The organism is Brevibacterium sp. UCMA 11752 (assembly GCF_021532235.1).
Lineage (GTDB): Bacteria > Actinomycetota > Actinomycetes > Actinomycetales > Brevibacteriaceae > Brevibacterium > Brevibacterium antiquum.
In genome coordinates this window covers 1,802,833-1,818,674 of record NZ_JACBOS010000003.1, presented here as the reverse complement: position 1 = coordinate 1,818,674, position 15,842 = coordinate 1,802,833, and the positions used below count along the sequence as shown (strand labels likewise).

The following is a 15,842-nucleotide window of genomic DNA, read 5'->3' as shown; positions in this document are numbered from 1 at the left end:
TGTGCTGCTGATGTCCATCTTGGTCGCCAGGAGGCCTATCGGCAAGCCCCGTCTGCAAAGCAGATGTGGATCTTGAATGCCCCGGGGATGCGGCAAGGGCATCCAGGAGGCGAGGAAGCAGCGCTTCATCTCCGATGCTGCGTCAATCAGATCACGGTCGCTGTCGGGTTGGATCAGCCACGCGAGATGGATGATGGAATCGACACCGGCCAATACCTCGGCATTCGTCTGGCGATCCCCACCACCGAGGTGACCTCTGGGGTCTGCGCGAGAACCTTCAGGATCGCGGTGCCCACGTTCCCGGTGGCCCCGGTGACTGCGACTCTCAAGTGCTCTCCTGACTTTCGCGCTGCTGCGCTTCAGTGCCGGACATCTCAGCGACGGAATCGGACATATCCGCGAATGAGTACGGTGGCCACGGCCCCAGGAAGCGGATCTCAGTGTCAGGGAGTTCATTCTGGATGGCGGTGAGTTCGGCGCCGAGGTTCTGAATGCCGGGCTCCGTCACCAGACAAGACGCCGTGAGAATGGGAGTCTGTCCCGCGTTACGGGCCGGCGTGCGGTACTCCTCGATGGCCAGACACCGTTCCGCGATCCGGGCTCTCACCGCGGGATAGAGATCGTCGGCGGCACGATCGGCGAGTTCCTTCTCGGTTTTCTCCAGACGCTTCTCAAGCAGCCGGCGCACGCCTGCCGGACGCTCAGCCATATCGGTTCTGATACTGCGAATCTCCTCGTTGCCGTCGAGGAAAGCGCTCCGATCAAGGGCGATCTCGACGCGCAGCTCGGAGGTTCCGCCCAGCTCTTCTAAGCGTTCGGACAGCGATGAGCTGGTCGCTTGGAGCCACCTTTCGAGCTGCGCGGTCGCCGACGCGCCCGAGTCGATGTCCGGACGGACAATGACATTGAACGACACCGGGAGCACACTTCCGGCCCCCTTCCAACCGTCCTCAATGACCTCGCTGTGCTCAAGGACCCATCGTTTGACGTCGTCATCGGGTCCGTCGTAAGGGCCCCCGCGGTGAGTATGAACCACCGCTCGTGGACCATTCGCGTCGCCCACCATGTGCAGGGCCGAACCGTCGATGCCGGTGGTCGTCGGAGCGTAGCTTTCGGCAGACACGATTGCGTAGACATAGAGTCTGGACGGCTCATTCTCGACGGCCGAGGCCTGGCCTGCGGCCGGGGTGCGGTCTGTCATTGAATGTCCTTCGCGTTCTCTTCGGCCCATCTGCTGGGATTGATGAGCTTGTCAACGACTTCGTCGACAACATCGTCGAGTCCGCGATGCAGATCGTCGACGGAACCGGTGATGCCGTGCTCCGCCTTGATCTGGTCCATCGCCTCATCGAGCTCGAGGAGTGCTTCGCCGAGGCGGTTCTGCTCGTCATCGGTGAGGTCTCCGCCTTCCATCCGTCGCACAGCTTGAGTCTCCAGCGCTTCCTGGATCACCTCGACGAGGGTGACGACCAAGGTGAGTACGCCGTGTTTGAGGCTCTCCTCATCCACATTCAGTGTCATTCTTCTCCTCCATCAATCTTCGCCTCGGCGGGGATCGGCTGGTCTGCCGTGCGCCACCGCTCGAGTTCCTCGTGCCAGTCACTGATGTCGTCTGCGGCCAGACGCACGGTGGAACGGTCTGTGTCGAAGGTGAGGATCCGGCGCCCGTCGGTGGGATTGTTGTGACGTTCCCAGCGCAGGTCTCGCATCTGGCCCGCGGATGCCCTCACCAGAGCACGGCTGTCCATCGGAGACTTCCAGGTCAGCTCCTTCTCCGTCAGGCTGGCTTCACCGCCCCGCCAGGTGCCTCCCGTCGCCACAGTCTCCAGGTACCACATTCGGCCATGTCTCAACGGCTGAGTAGGATTCCCCAGCGTTCGACCGGAGGAGGTCTCGGCCGCTGCGCCTCGCTGCTCCTGGACCAGGGAGATCAGGCGCTCAGGTTCCAGGGCCGAGAGCTTCGATTCGCTGCCGTCATCGAGTCGGACGAAGATTCTGGTGCGCTCTTCGCCCCCGATCGACGGTTCTCGCAGCGTAGTGATGGATTCGATCGAGCTCAATTTCGCCTGCCACAGGGTCTCCGCCGGATCGCGCCTGTGGATGATGAGTCGCTGCGAAGTGAGATAGGCGCTGCCAGGTCTCCAGGTGCGGTAGAAGTTGTCCTGGTAGTGCCCGCCGGCCATCTTCGCCAGTATTTCCTCCCCCTCGGCCAAGGGCAGGTGCGTGCGCACCGACTTCTGCACCCATTCTCGGGTCTCCTTGTCCCACTGGCGCATCATTCCGTATTCGAGCATGGTCTCGATTCCGGCAATGGTTGCACGCAGGTTGATTCCGATGAGCGGAATGTCTGCGACCGAGATGAGGAGATCAAGGTTGAGGTACACACCTTTGTTGAGGAGCACTTCGATGAGGTCCGGCAGTGTCGCACGAGGATCCCGGGTGGGTTGCATGATCGCGTCTTCAGCCATCTGGCTGTGCCCTATTCGCTGTCGGACGAGCGTTCAGAGTCACCAGAAGACTTATTGAGCGCCGCTGACTCCCCCGCCTCCACACGCTCGGAATGAGCACTCTGCCAGCCGCACCACGGGCAGTACTCGTTCATCAGCTGCGCCAGCTCGGCACGTTTGCCACATTCCGGGCAGGTGTCCTTCTGCTCGATCGCCTCTTTCCACGCCACCGTGTCTCTGTCGGTGCCAGCTGGGAAGTCCAAACCGTAGCGTGCCGCGGTTTCAAACGAGGCAAGAGCTGCTCTGATGCGAATTCCGAGAAGCTCCACACCCGCCACCGACACCATGATGTCGGCGTTGAGAACGAGACCTTTGTCCAGCAGCGTCTCCACCACCTGAAGAAGCGTGCCCTCCTGGCTGCGCTGTGGCTGCATCGCACTGTTCGACTGGTTCATGATGCTCATGTCGTCGGCCTCCTATCGGCTGCTGCCTCTGTCCCGAGTGGGTATGGAAAGTGGTCCGACCAGGTCGGACGGGGCGGATTGATCACTCGGTAGGCCGACCACGCACGTAACGGTCCTTTCGGCTGTATGAGAGGAGCTCGCCCTGCGCGTCGAGTTCCACGTCGTATTCGGCCAGCAGATCCGCGGTGTCGGGAATTCGCCGTGACTCCACGACTTCCAGCCTGACCGCCCAATGGTCCTCGTTCCATCTCGTTCCGACGACGGATTCGGGCGCTCTGCCGGTCAGGTCGCTGAATTGCTCGACGGCCTTCTTGACTGCTTGGACCGCGGAGACCCTGCCCCCGGCCGACCCGCTCTTCGTCTCCTTGGGGTTCGACCTCGTGGGCCGTGTTCCAGACGATGACTCTGCAGACGAGGTCCGGCGTGAAGATTCACCCGACGCGGCCCGTCGTGGGCGTCGCTTCTCGTCACTCCCCTGCTCAGTTCGCCCGTCTGCAGACGCTTTGGTGTCGCCTGTGGGCTTCTCTTCTGTACTGGCCTGGTCGCTCATTTAGCGCTCCTTCGAGTTTCGTCGACGGGTGGATTCAAGCAATCGGGCAACAAGATCGCGCTCAAGTTCATCGGCCTCGTCCTTGCTGATTGCGCCGGATTCTTTGGCTTCCGAAACCTCTTCCAACTGCCGTCGAATCGCACCGGGGTCGTAATGGCGTTTCTCGGCTTCGTCGCGAACCTGTTCAGCGACCCAGACAGTGCCTTTGAGCGGGGCCAAGGGTGCGCCGATGATCGCCGAAAAGATTCCCATGACAGCTCCTATATCTCCGGTACGAAGTCGTAGGGGGCCTGCGGTCCAACGAGCCGAAACCTCAAACGTTCCTGATGAGCCTCCGCCATCTCATCGACTAGGTCATTGAACTTCGGGATCGCGTCATGGCGAAGGAGCACCGCCACCTCGGTGACGTCCTCGGCCTGCCCAGACTCTCGTTCTGACATGTCAGCGGTGAGAGGCGCCAGCTGCTCGAGAAGCGGAGGAGCTTCGGACGATTTCCAGCTCTCCATCGTCTTCACTATGATCTCGCCGAGGCGGATGCGCTCTGTGCGCGTCTCATCCTCGCTCGTGCCGACGATTCTCCCCCTCAGCTCAGCAGCCTCAGGGTTATCGAGAATGATCTCACCGAGAACCGTGTCGCGATCGTACCGAGCCAGAAGAGTGAACTGCGCATGTCCTGACAGCTTCTCCAAAGCCTCGGTGTACTCGGCTTCGCGTGGGGCGAGTACCTCGCCGGCGATGTCTGTGTCCCCCGGGACCACGGTCCCGAAGGCGAGGGGAAGAATAGGCTGCGTGGTGGCAATCCCGTCGAGCACCTCGATGTGGGCCCTCAGATCATCTGGGGTACCCAGAATGTCGGGCTCGACGAGATCGGACACCACTGCCGCCACCCTGCCGGAGCTGACGGTGTGCAGCTGGCCTGCTTGCACACCGTCAGCTCCGCTCGGGAGGCCGCTATCTGTCAGGACGATGCCGTACAGATATTTGTCGCTGTCAACGACGGTGTCTTCGCTCATTCGGAGTCCGAGGAGCTGCGGGCGGGACGCTTGGTGCGACGCTTCGGCTTTTCGTCCTCATCGTCATCGGACGTCAACGCATTCTTGACGCCTTCCACGGCTCCTTGGGTTTTGCCCTTAGCGCCGTCCTGCATCATGCCGCCCATCATCTCCGGCAGATCGCGACCGCCCTGCTGAGTCAGATCGAGTCGGTTGGTCGCCTCGGCGAAGCGCAGATAGGTGTCCACGCTGGCGATGACGATGCGGGCGTCGATTGTCAGAATTTCAATGCCGACGAGTGAGACTCGAACATATGCGTCGATGACGAGCCCCTTGTCAAGGATGATCTCAACGACGTCTGCCAACGAGCTCGACGATGGACGATCGACATAGCTGCCGCGTGAGCGTTCAACGGTTCCTGTACTCATTCTCGCTACCTACTTTCAAACAGGTCGGGCGCCTACTGGCGTCCTTCCTCATCTTCGGTGGATTCTTCGTACTCTTCTGGTTCGTCTTCTTCGTATTCCACTGGCTCGTCTGCGTCCTCGACCGGCTCCTCCTCACCTTCGGCGGGTTCCTCGTCCGCAGGTTCGTCTTCTGCGGGTTCCTCTTCAGGTGCGTCTTCGGCGGGTTCTTCGTCCTCGGGCTCGTATTCTGCGGGTTCGTCCTCGTAATCTTCTGCGGGTTCGTCCTCAGCGGGTTCGTCTTCGTAGCCCTCGGCGGGTTCCTCGTCTTCGGCGGTCTCGGACGACTCTTCATCCGCCTCCCCCTCGTCTTGGGGCGCGGCATCCTCGTATTCGTCGTCGCCTTCCTCGGCCTGCGCCTGTTCCTCTTCGAGGGCATCTTCGTGAGAGGTGACGAGTTCGCCATCGCGGATCTCTCCGCGCCAGCCTTCGACGCCTTCCTGATCGAGTATCGTCTGCGTCATTACGTGATGGACGAAGAACTTCAGCTCGAGACGGAACCGGCGTGGAACGGTGAACCACAGAGCACCGACACCTTCCACGAAGCCCTGTTTGTGGTACTCGCCGATCGCGATGATGCGGGTGAGCGTCGGAGTGACCTCGTGGAATGACACGCTGCCACTGATGTATCCCTTGCTGCCGGTCGATTCCCACACGATATGCGAGTCGGGAACCTGCTCGGTGATCGTCGCTTCCCACGTGCGGTGGGACCAGACGGCCTGGCCTTTGACGCTGAGCTTGACGTCGTCCGTCCATTCGACGTTCTCGACCTTCTTCATGAAGTCGGGCCAGTCTTCGAAGCTCGTGAATGCGTTGTAGGCCACGGACAGTGGAACACCGACATCGGCTGTTTCGACGATGTTCGAGAATTTGAAGTCGCCGGAACCGCCGGAGCCGCCCGATCCTCCGCCGAAGGCACCTTTGATCTTGTCCTTGGCCCCCGCTGCAGCGGCAGAGAGCGCTGCTTTGGCTGGTGATTTGCCTTCAGCGATCTCCTCGGCACCGGCCTTTGCAGCCTCGCCTGAGGATCCTCCGCTGCCACCGCCAGAACCATCGAACCGATCGGCAATCTTGTCGACCTGGTCGCCAGCGGAACTCAGCGCCTTGCGGCCGAGGGTCTTAGCGTAGTCTGCGACCTGGTTCTTCAGGCCACCGAAAATGGAATCATCACTCACTGGAAGCCTCCTTGGACTTGCTGGAAGCAGAAGGCTTCTTCGCCGCAGCAGAAGGCTTCTTCGCCGCAGTCGAACGCTTTCGCGTTGAGGCTGACCTAGTGCCTGACTTGGTCGAGGTCGTGCCTGACTTGGCTGAGGTGGTCGAACGCTTGGATGTTCCACCTGTCCGGCTCGACGCAGCTGTCTTGCTCGTTGAACGGCTCGATGATGAGGACCGCCTACGAGCGGGTTTCTTCGGAGCTTCTTCCTCCGCAGCCGGTTCATACTCTACGGGCTCGTCCGAATCCTCGGAAGCTTCAGGCTCCTCGGAGGCTTCAGGTTCCTCGGCCTCTTCCGTTTCGGCCTGCTCGTCCTCTGCCTCAGGTGCCTCGTCTTCGGCGCTTTCGCTGACCGGCTCGTCTGCTTCATCCGAGCTGGGATCGAGATTCTCAGCCGTCTCGTCCAGGGTCGCTTTCATCTTCTCGGTCTGATCCTGGAGCCTGCTGCTCAATTGGTCGACGCCTTTAGCGGCTAAGGCCTTGGCCGCGCTTTTCCCGGAGTCTGCCAAACGTCCCGTGATCTTCTCTTGGAGGCTCTTGAGCTCCGGAGAGGAGTCCGCGAACTCCTTCAATCCGCCTACGAGGCTCTCGCGATTCTTCATCGCAGTCGTCCCAGCAACCGAGGAGGCGATTGTCAGCGCTAAGCCCAATTTTTTGGTTCTGCCGAGCATGTAGCCCGCAAGTATCAGGCCTGTGAGTTTCATCTTGTCGTTCACTGGGTACCTCCGAATCTTTGCGCAGTACGCATGTGGTTATCGGACCCTTGAACACGGTGTTCCGACAATGCCGCCAAGAATGGTCCACCATGCCGTGTCGTTATATGAATTGTCTCTCCGAGGTGACAGGGGAGACAGGTCTTCACCTGTGTTTTGAAGTTCTCCTGTCCGGAGCTGCAGCAGATTCCTCTCTGTGTCTGCTAGCTTCGCATCTGGTTCGAAGCCAAGAGCGATGTGCCCTTACAACTTCAATCTGCCTGCTGACTACCAATCCGTCAAGGGGGGTCGGGATTGCTCTAAGGGGGCTTTCAGCCAATGGTCGACACGGATATGGTGGTGTTCTACTCCGGCAACCGGAGGGATTGGAGCAAGTCACATGGCACAGTCAGTCAACGTTCCTGAACCCCATGGCTCAGAGAAGACGCAGCGAGAGAACGCCGAGCGGGGTTTCGTAGCTTCTGAAGCCCTCACTAAGAACCTGCAAGGCGTGTTGGTCGATTTCATCGCTCTCAGCCTGACGGCCAAGCAGGCGCACTGGAACATCGTCGGCACGAACTTCCGAGATCTCCATCTCAACCTCGACGAAGTAGTGAGCATCGCTCGTGCCGGAAGCGACACGATGGCCGAGAGGATGCGTGCTCTTCACGGATCACCAGATGGCAGGCCGGCAGTTGTGGCCGAGCAGACCCGGCTGCCTGAGTTCCCTGACGGTGAGATCACGACTCACCAAGCCATTGATCACATTGTCAAGACCATCGAGACAACGGTGGGGACTATGCGAAATTGCCATGATGAGGTCGATTCCGCTGATCCGACAACCGCGGATCTCTTCCACGAATATATCGCTCAGCTCGAACAGCAGGCTTGGTTCATCAGCGCCGAGACCCGTACGCCCCAGTGAGCCGATGACCTGAACTGATCAGCCTCCGGCCCCATCTGCTTGTTCGGCAGGTGGGGCCTTTCAAAACTCACACACCGATCGCGGCATCCCGACACAGTTCAGGTGAGGGGCGCGGTGTCAATGAGATGTTCGGCAATCGCCAGCGCCGAGGTGGCTCCGGGCGAGGGTGCATTCCGGACGAACATCGTGGCTCCCGCACGATCGATGACGAAGTCATTGACTAAGTTGCCGTCCCGGTGCATCGCCTGAGCGCGAATTCCCCTAGTGGCCCGGTGACCGTCGGCTCCGTAGAGGGCCGGGACGTAGCGGGCGGCCTCGGCGACGAACTTCTCAATCGAGAGGACCCCGCCGATCTCACGTGCAGCCGTTGCCATATTGCCGGCGGCGAACTTCCAGAATCCCGGATCCGTTGCCACCGCCAGGGAGTCGGGGACGTTGAGGCCGAGACCCTTGTACCCCTCCCGGGAGAAGGAGAGGAAGGCATTCGGTCCGATCATCAGGCCGCCGTCGATGCGGCGGGTCACGTGGACGCCCAGAAACGGGTACTTCGGGTCTGGGACCGGGTAGATGAGGCCGTTGACGACATCATTGAAGCGCGGTTCGAGGATGAAGTACTGACCGAAGAACGGCACGACGCTGGGGCTCTTGTCTTCGCCTGAGCGTGCTGCGAGTCGGTCCGCCTGCAGGCCGGCGCAGGTGATGACCTGGTCGAATTCCTGCGAGTCGACGCCCGAGTGGACGATCGCGGTGGTGCCGGCGCTCCCGCTGCGCTGCTCAATCCTCTTCACTTCCGCAGAGAAGCGAACCCGACCGCCGCTACGACGAAAATCGGCGACGAGTGCTTCCGTCAGCCCTCGATAGTCGATGATTGCGGTATGCGGTGAGTGCAGGGCCGCCACTCCCTCAGCATTCGGCTCGACCTCGAGAAGTCCGTCGCGGTCCAGCAGTTCGACATCAGGGACACCGTTCGCTCGGGCGCGAGCATGGATTCCGTTCAACCGCTCGACTTCAACATCGTTCGTCGCGACGACGACCTTTCCGCACTCTTCGAATGCAACGTCGTGTCCGCGCGCGAAATCCAGCAGAAGCGAGACACCTCGACGACAGAGCAGCGCCTTGAGACTTCCAGGCTCATAGTAGAGACCGGCATGGACGACGCCCGAATTGTGCCCCGTCTGATGCGCTGCGGGATGGTCTTCCTTTTCGTACAAGGTGACGTCTGCACCGTCGTGTTTCTGGACCAGACCGCGAGCCACAGCCGCGCCGATGATGCCAGCGCCGATCACAGCAAAACGCTTCTTCACGCCCACACTTCAACCCCTTCGTCTGCTGCTTCGGTTGTGATGACCCTATTGCGGCGCTGTGCACCGCGCAAACAGGCCACAGACAGACTTCTCCCAGCCCAGCAGCCGGGGTTCAGGTCTCGAAATGACCGCACTTTCTGCCGATGGTCGCGATACGGTCTCATATCCAACAAACTTGTCATGATTTAAATTACTAGCAAGTCACTTCAGTAGTTACCACAGAATGACAATGCAGCATGACCTTGCCGACTTCTCTCGAGCCACCCTCCCTCAAGAAGCGGAAGTCCAGGCGGTGTTGATCTACTAGGCTATGACCTCGCAAGACGCTCATACATCCAGACCAGAACGCCATGGCCGCCTTCAGCAGATGGGCCAGAAACGACAGGACAGCAGAACCCTCCGAAGCTTGACTTCATGGAGAATTCACAATCTCGAGCGAGAACGCCCGTTCAGTTTTATAACGAGATTGTAACTTTGCCCGTGATTTTGTGATTACTTTTTTGTTACTACGTATTGTTGTGAGGGATCTGCCAGGAGACTGCCTGTTTCCGTCCAGCGGATGTTCAAGTTTCGAACGAGTGGAGAACCATGAAGATGCTCCGAGGCCGGCACACGACCGGTCGCAAGATAGCTGTCGGAGGCGTTGCCGCCGCCACAGCGCTAGGGCTCACCCTGATGACAACGTCACCAGGTGTAGCCGCTGCCCGCCCAGACACTGGACCCTCTGAGGATGCCGAAGCTTACGCCCAGCTGGTCGACCTTGGCTTGCTCAATATCGATGCGCTGAAGGCAGCATCGGCTTATAACAGCTCCCCAACAGCCGAAGGTGAGACGACAGCGCCGATCAACGCAGAGGTACTCAACGACCTCCTCAGTGTCGATGTGCCCGGCATTTCGTTGCCTGTTATCAGCGGCGAGGATGGCGGCGGCCTGATCCACCTAGGAGACACAGGTGTTCTCAACTCCTACTCCAAGTCGACCGCATACAACCAAGCGAAGTCGAGCACGGGCGCCGTTGGCGCCGACGGGGCTCTCAACGTCGATGACGAGAACAACGGCGACTTCAAGAACGCCTCGGTAGATCTCACATCTGTCCTCAGGCAGGCCGGTATAGATGAGTTGACTGACACGCTCGTTTCGGAACTCAGCGTCGAACTGGGAGCTGTCGGATCGACTGCAGAGGCTAAGGGTTCAACGTATTCGTCAGAGTATGTTGTTACAGACGGTGTTCTGACAATCAAGAGTCCTGCGGTTAAAGATGTCTCCGCCGCTCTAGATACAGCTGTCGACAAGGCTGGAGACACCCTCGACGGTGCACTGGGAGAAGCCGGCCTCGCTTCTGCGTTGCTAGATGCAGGAGTTGACGTAAAACTTCTGGAAAATCCTATCGGTAGCGGTAGTCTCGCAGAGGTTAAAATCGGCGGAGAAGGATCCAAAGCGTCAATCGAAGTCGGCGATGCGCTCGACTCTGTGGTTGCCAACATCATTAAGACCAAGCTTGCGGACGACGCTGGAATCGTAGAAATTGATCTCTCAACTGGCGATGTGAAGATCGACCTTGCCAAGATCGTCGGCGCCGACACTGCAAACAGCCTTAACGGACTGCCTGCCAACACACAAGTACTTAGCGCAGACACAATCACCAAAATCACTGAAGCGGTGGCTGAAGCAGTTGGGTCGGTGACGGACAGTCTCACCACTACCGTTAAAGACGCTTTGAACGACGTTCACCTGAAGATCGAACTGCCAGCATCGCTTTCAGCACTTGTTGGCGTAGGCAATGTGGACGGAAAAGTCACCATTGACGCGACGCTCGGGCAGCTTACCGGAGATGACGACACTAAGCCGACAATCACAACCGATTTGAAACTTGCGATCGACTTGCCCATTGTCCCTGACATTACTGTCGACGCTGGCCAAATTGTCAACGCTATTACCGAACCTCTGATCACTTCTCTACTGGACACTCTCGGTCCGATTGTGAAGACCGTGCTCGACTCAACAGCTGACGATGTCGCTGGCCTATTGTCCGACGCAGTGAAGTCAGTCATCGATCCCCTTGACCCAGTATTCAACGGACTCACTGATGTGGTCGATCTGACAATCAACGAGCAGCCAACAAAGAAGGGCCAAGACAGTCAGGTTGAAGGTGAAGGAGATGTCTCCGGGTTCACTGTTAACGCCGTGAGCTTGGAACTGCTACCCAACTCACCAGCACGAGCTGCTGTGGCGGATGTCAACCTGGCGTCTTCTTCGGTTCGTGCTGCTGATGAAGCACCCGTAGAGCCAGACCCGGATGCAAACACGAATGCTTCGTCATCTGCTGCCGCATCAGCAACCGCGGATGATGACTCCAACGGATCCGCTGACGTAGCCGCCCAGGCCGCTGCAACGGACGACGCCGACACTACAGCTTCTGCTGCTGCCGATATCGACGCGACTTCTGCTGCGCAGTCTGCAGCAACCGAAGACGCTTCTTCGGACACTTCTGCTGAAGCCACCACGGAAACGAATGCCTCGGCAACCACCGCTGCCAATGCGGCAGCACAGGCTGACAACACCGACGACACGAATGCAGAAGCATCCGCTGCCGCCGATGCTGGTCCAGCCGCAGCCTCCGAGGCCGCCGCAATCGCGGATTCCTCGAACGACGCATCTGCTGAGGCCGCAGCTGAAGCCAATGCCTCGGCCGATCCTGAAGGCTCTGCAACAGCAGAAGCCGATGACTCGAACGCTAACGCTGCAGACGATGCTGATGCGAATGTGAATGCTGCAGCTTCGGCTTCAGCTTCGGCGAACGCTGACAACAATGACAATGCCGTAGCCGAAGCAGCAGCACAGGCCGCCGCTGACGAAGATGCCAACAACACGGCATCGGCAGCAGCAACCGCCAACGCTGAGGCAGCCGCAGAATCCGCCGCCAACGAAGAAGCCTCCTCGCAGACTTCGACCGACGCGACCACGGAAACCAACGCTTCGGCACAGCAGGCAGCGAACGCAGCCGCCAATGCGGACAACTCGGACTCGACCAACGCTGACACCACAGCCGCGGCCGATGCCGACCCTGCCGCAGCGGCAAGCGCGGCATCGACAGCAGACTCGTCCAGCGAAGCATCGGCCTCGGCCGCCGCGAATGCTGACGACTCGACAGTCGCAGACGCCAGCGATGACACGACCGCCGATGTGAACGCCTCGGCGTCCGCTTCAGCCTCAGCAGCTGCAGATGACGATGGTGACCCATCGGCGCAGGCAGCCGCACAGGCCGCAGCTGACGAAGATGCCAACAACACAGCATCGGCAGCAGCTGACGAAAACGCTGAAGCAGCCGCAGAATCCGCCGCCAACGAGGAAGCCTCCTCTGAAGCTTCAGCTGACGCGACTGAAGAGACGAATGCTTCGGCCTCGGCAGAGGCAGCAGCCACTGCCACAGCCGACGCAACCGATGAGGACTCCGCTAACGCTGACACCACCGCAGCTGCTGACGCCGATCCGGCAGCAGCAGCAAGCGCTGCAGCCAATGCTGAGTCTTCGGCTGAAGCCTCGGCTGCGGCTGCGGCTAACGCCTCTGCGGATCCAGAGGGCAATGCTGACGCTGACCCCGAAGGTTCGGCATCAGCTGACGCCGCCGAAGCTGAAGCAGAGGCATCAGCCTCTGCAGACGCCGATGGTGCAGAAGCCAGCGCTTCCTCGGATGACGATGCTGACAAGGCAGCTGCATCCGCAGATTCCGATCAGGCAGCCTCGGCCAGCTCTTCGAGCCAGTCGAACGCTTCGGCTAGCTCAGCCGGTGCCAGCACCAACGCCTCAGGCAGCAGCGACGGCGGAGACCTGCCACGGACAGGCGCCGACGGCGTCCTGACCATGGCTGGCATCGCAGCCCTGCTGATTGCAGGCGGTGCAGCGGCGATCTACGGAACCCGCCGCTACCGCGCCTCGGCAGGTCAGCACTGATACACATGACACTCAGCCACTGAGCTGAGCGCCTAAGCGGCGGGGTCGGAGTGAAAGCTCCGGCCCCGCCGTCTTTGTGACCTGCAACATAAATAGTCGTTACTCATAAGTAATTACCGACACGCCACACATGACAATTTCGTCATATTACGCTCCGTGACTCGACCCACAGAAGTCGGACTTTAGTTCGACCAAAAGTATTGCCATTTCACACACTGAGACACAAGGGACCCTGGCTGCGCGGGCGTGCCGAATGCGATCCCCAGCATCTCAAGGAATGACCTCGGCTACACCAAAATGTCTTCACCCGACACCCCTGAGCATCGTTCATTGATCATTCACTTGCACCCCACCCACCTGCGAGCACACAGTTCCCGTTACAGTTCCGTTACTTTTCACATTACTTTCGCATTATTTGCCAATGACCTTGTAGGGTGAAATCCGTTCGGCCGAAAAGCACCATGTCCCTTGTACGCAAACACCGTCGGTCGATCCTCACAAATGGAAGTGGAGAAGTATGAAGAAGCTCCGTAACGGGCAGCCGCCCGTGCGAAAGATCGCCGTCGGTAGCGCAGCCGCAGTCACCGCTCTGGGGCTGACTGTCATGGTCACCTCACCCAGCGCTGCAGCCATCGAGCAGGACCCAAACGAAGACGCTGAGTCGCTCGGCCAGCTGGTCCAGTCGGATCTCCTCGACGATCAGCTCGTCGATGCTGCTGGTGCATACAGCAGCTTCCCCAGCAATCCTGAGGAAGCCAAGACCCCTCTCAATGCAGAAGCACTGAGCGCCATCGATCTGGATCTGGGTGACGGCGTCTCGCTGCCAGTCATCAGCCAGCCAGGTGGCGAAGGCCTCCTGAAGCTCGGCGAAGCCGGAGCGCTCAACTCCTACGGTTACGCTCCTTCGGCAGACAGCGCCAAGGCCAGTGCCGGTGCAGTCGGCAAGGATGGCGCCCTCAACGTGGACGACATCAACAACGGTGAGTACGGAAACGCCGAAGTCGACCTCACCCAGCTTCTGGGACAGGCCGGCATCGACGGAGTCACCGACAACATCGTCGACGAGCTCTCGCTCTCCCTCGGTGCGGTTGCTTCGACCGCAGAGGCCAAGGGATCTGACGAAGCTTCTTCCGAGTACGTTGTCGCCGACGGCGTCATGACCGTCTCCAGCCCAGCAGTGGGCGACCTCAACGAATCGCTGACCAAGGTTGTCGACGGAGCCGGCGGCACCCTCGAAGATGTCATCGCCAAGGAAGGCCTCGCTGACAAGCTGGCCAACGCTGGCATCGACCTCAACGCCGGTGTGGCTGACCTCAGCCTCGGCGGCGAAGGCACCACCGTTGACATTGAAGCTCAGGATGCTCTCAACAGCGTCGTCGAGAACGTCGTCAACGAAAAGCTTGAAGACAAGGCGGGCATCGCCTCGATCGACCTCAAGAACGGTGACATCAAGATCGACCTCGCCAAGGTCGTCAACGGTGAGAACGGCGAGGACCTCAACGGCCTCGACCCCAACACCCAGGTCCTGACTTCCGAGACCATCGGAAAGATCACCGACGCAGTTGCTGAAGCTCTCGGCACGCTGAGCGGCAAGTTCAACGAGACTCTCAAAGACGGCCTCAACGACGCTCATGCCAAGATCTCCCTGCCTGCTAAGGGCTCACTTGCGGGCATCCCAGCTGACGGCAAGATCGACATCGATGCGACCCTCGGCCAGCTTGCCGGCACCGGCGAAGGCGACCCGAAGATCACCACCGATCTCAAAGTCGCCGGAGTCGACCTCGGCAGCCTGATCAACACGATCACCGATCCCCTGCTCAAGGGACTCCTGGGAGTCACCCAGCCGCTTATCGGTGGAATCGTGAACACCACAGCAGACCAGGTCACCGGCGGAGTCACCGACGCCGTCGATCCGATCCTCTCGGGTCTCGACCCCGTCTTCGAAGGCCTCAACAAGATCGTCGACCTGACGATCAACGAGCAGCCCACCAAGCGCGATCCTGCTGAAGACAGCAACGTCAAGGGCACCGACGCTGACGGCTTCACCGTCAACGCCGTCAGCCTCGAGCTGCTGCCAGGCGGCGTCCCCTCAGCGGGCGGCGCACAGGCCGCCCCTCAGGCAGCCGACGCACTTGCTGACATCAACCTGGCCTCGTCCTCGGTCCGTGCGACCGCAGCCGACGAAGCACCAGGCGATGACGCAAACGCTGACGACACCGCTTCCGCTGATGCCGATGACTCGGCCTCTGCAGATGCAGACGACTCCGCAGCAGCAACCGCTGACGCAGACGACTCGGCTTCGGCAACCGCTGACGCTGATGACTCGGCTTCCGCTACCGCAGATGCTGATGACTCGGCAGCCGCCAACGAAGAGGCCAACACAACGGCTGACGCTGATGACTCGGCTGCTTCCAACGCTGACGTGAACGCATCGGCCAACGCGGATGACTCCGCAGCTGCCACCGATGACGCCAACGCCTCCGCTGACAGCAACGACGAGGCAAACTCCTCGGCGAACTCAGCTGATGACGCGAACGCCAGCAACGATGTCGACGCATCGGCTGCCGCTGACGGTGGCGACCTGCCCCGCACCGGTGCCAACGGCACCTTGGCTCTGGGTGGGCTCGCTGCCCTCCTCGTCGCCGGTGGTGGAATCGCGATCTACCTGACGCGCCGCCACCGTGCAGGCCTCTGAGACCTAGTCTCGTGACCGCCTGAACGGTTGACACCACGCGAAAGGCGGGGTCGGAGTGAAAACTCCGGCCCCGCCTTTCGTCTGCTTGAAATCCTTCGTCTGCCTGAACTCTTTCGTCCGACTGAAAGCGTCAGAACCACGAACG

At 60.2% G+C, this 15,842-nt stretch carries 15 protein-coding genes and 1 pseudogene; 4 read left to right on the top strand and 12 right to left on the bottom strand.

Annotated features, from left to right (window positions below; all coding sequences use genetic code 11):
• Nucleotides 1-173 precede the first annotated feature (173 nt).
• The 11 genes from HU144_RS08120 to HU144_RS19410 all read right to left on the bottom strand — a co-directional run bounded on the left by HU144_RS08120 (nt 174) and on the right by HU144_RS19410 (nt 6,846).
• Nucleotides 174-329, bottom strand: a complete 156-nt coding sequence (locus HU144_RS08120; RefSeq protein WP_235350922.1) for a hypothetical protein — start codon at nt 327-329, stop codon at nt 174-176.
• Nucleotides 326-1,201, bottom strand: a complete 876-nt coding sequence (locus HU144_RS08115) for a GvpL/GvpF family gas vesicle protein (RefSeq protein WP_235350921.1) — start codon at nt 1,199-1,201, stop codon at nt 326-328. Before HU144_RS08115 ends, HU144_RS08120 begins: the two co-directional genes overlap by 4 nt.
• Nucleotides 1,198-1,521 carry a gas vesicle protein K gene (locus HU144_RS08110; protein WP_232488392.1) on the bottom strand — a complete coding sequence of 108 codons (324 nt, stop codon included), beginning with the start codon at nt 1,519-1,521 and terminating at the stop codon, nt 1,198-1,200. Before HU144_RS08110 ends, HU144_RS08115 begins: the two co-directional genes overlap by 4 nt.
• Nucleotides 1,518-2,468 (bottom strand): gas vesicle protein, encoded by a 951-nt coding sequence (locus HU144_RS08105; RefSeq protein WP_235350920.1) that lies wholly within the window; start codon nt 2,466-2,468, stop codon nt 1,518-1,520. Before HU144_RS08105 ends, HU144_RS08110 begins: the two co-directional genes overlap by 4 nt.
• 11 nt (nt 2,469-2,479) lie before the next feature.
• Nucleotides 2,480-2,911, bottom strand: a complete 432-nt coding sequence (locus tag HU144_RS19415; RefSeq protein WP_328284281.1) for a gas vesicle protein — start codon at nt 2,909-2,911, stop codon at nt 2,480-2,482.
• Nucleotides 2,912-2,993: 82 nt separating this feature from the next.
• Complete coding sequence (locus HU144_RS08095) at nt 2,994-3,461, bottom strand: gas vesicle protein GvpO (RefSeq protein WP_235350919.1); 468 nt, start codon at nt 3,459-3,461, stop codon at nt 2,994-2,996.
• Nucleotides 3,462-3,713: a gas vesicle protein GvpG gene (locus HU144_RS08090; protein WP_235350918.1), complete on the bottom strand. Its 252-nt coding sequence runs from the start codon at nt 3,711-3,713 to the stop codon at nt 3,462-3,464. It lies immediately after the preceding gene.
• A gap of 8 nt (nt 3,714-3,721) precedes the next feature.
• Nucleotides 3,722-4,474, bottom strand: coding sequence for a GvpL/GvpF family gas vesicle protein (locus HU144_RS08085; RefSeq protein WP_235350917.1), 753 nt, complete (start codon nt 4,472-4,474; stop codon nt 3,722-3,724).
• Entirely contained in the window at nt 4,471-4,881 is a 411-nt protein-coding gene (gene gvpJ / locus HU144_RS08080) for a gas vesicle protein GvpJ (protein WP_198396735.1), read from the bottom strand. Before gvpJ ends, HU144_RS08085 begins: the two co-directional genes overlap by 4 nt.
• Nucleotides 4,882-4,913: 32 nt before the next feature.
• The gene (locus tag HU144_RS08075) at nt 4,914-6,092 is read right to left on the bottom strand and encodes an SRPBCC family protein (RefSeq protein WP_235350916.1); all 1,179 of its coding nucleotides are present in this window, start codon (nt 6,090-6,092) and stop codon (nt 4,914-4,916) included.
• The gene (locus HU144_RS19410) at nt 6,085-6,846 is read right to left on the bottom strand and encodes a hypothetical protein (protein WP_235350915.1); all 762 of its coding nucleotides are present in this window, start codon (nt 6,844-6,846) and stop codon (nt 6,085-6,087) included. The genes HU144_RS08075 and HU144_RS19410 overlap by 8 nt, the downstream gene beginning before the upstream one ends.
• A 376-nt stretch (nt 6,847-7,222) precedes the next feature.
• On the opposite strand from HU144_RS19410, the gene HU144_RS08065 reads away from it, so the two are divergent.
• Nucleotides 7,223-7,747, top strand: a complete 525-nt coding sequence (locus HU144_RS08065) for a Dps family protein (protein WP_235350914.1) — start codon at nt 7,223-7,225, stop codon at nt 7,745-7,747.
• A gap of 98 nt (nt 7,748-7,845) precedes the next feature.
• Here the strand turns inward: HU144_RS08065 and lhgO are convergent, their stop codons facing one another.
• A complete protein-coding gene (lhgO, locus tag HU144_RS08060; RefSeq protein WP_442862644.1) occupies nt 7,846-9,051 on the bottom strand; it encodes an L-2-hydroxyglutarate oxidase in 1,206 nt (401 codons plus the stop codon).
• A gap of 588 nt (nt 9,052-9,639) precedes the next feature.
• Here lhgO and HU144_RS19520 point away from each other — a divergent pair.
• From HU144_RS19520 to HU144_RS08050, 3 genes and pseudogenes are all read left to right on the top strand, one after another.
• Nucleotides 9,640-10,662 (top strand): annotated as a pseudogene (locus HU144_RS19520) (choice-of-anchor G family protein); the annotation flags it as partial.
• Nucleotides 10,663-11,088: 426 nt separating this feature from the next.
• Entirely contained in the window at nt 11,089-13,002 is a 1,914-nt protein-coding gene (locus tag HU144_RS08055) for a hypothetical protein (protein ID WP_235350912.1), read from the top strand.
• Nucleotides 13,003-13,519: 517 nt separating this feature from the next.
• Complete coding sequence (locus tag HU144_RS08050; RefSeq protein WP_235350911.1) at nt 13,520-15,697, top strand: choice-of-anchor G family protein; 2,178 nt, start codon at nt 13,520-13,522, stop codon at nt 15,695-15,697.
• The last annotated feature ends 145 nt before the right edge of the window (nt 15,698-15,842 follow it).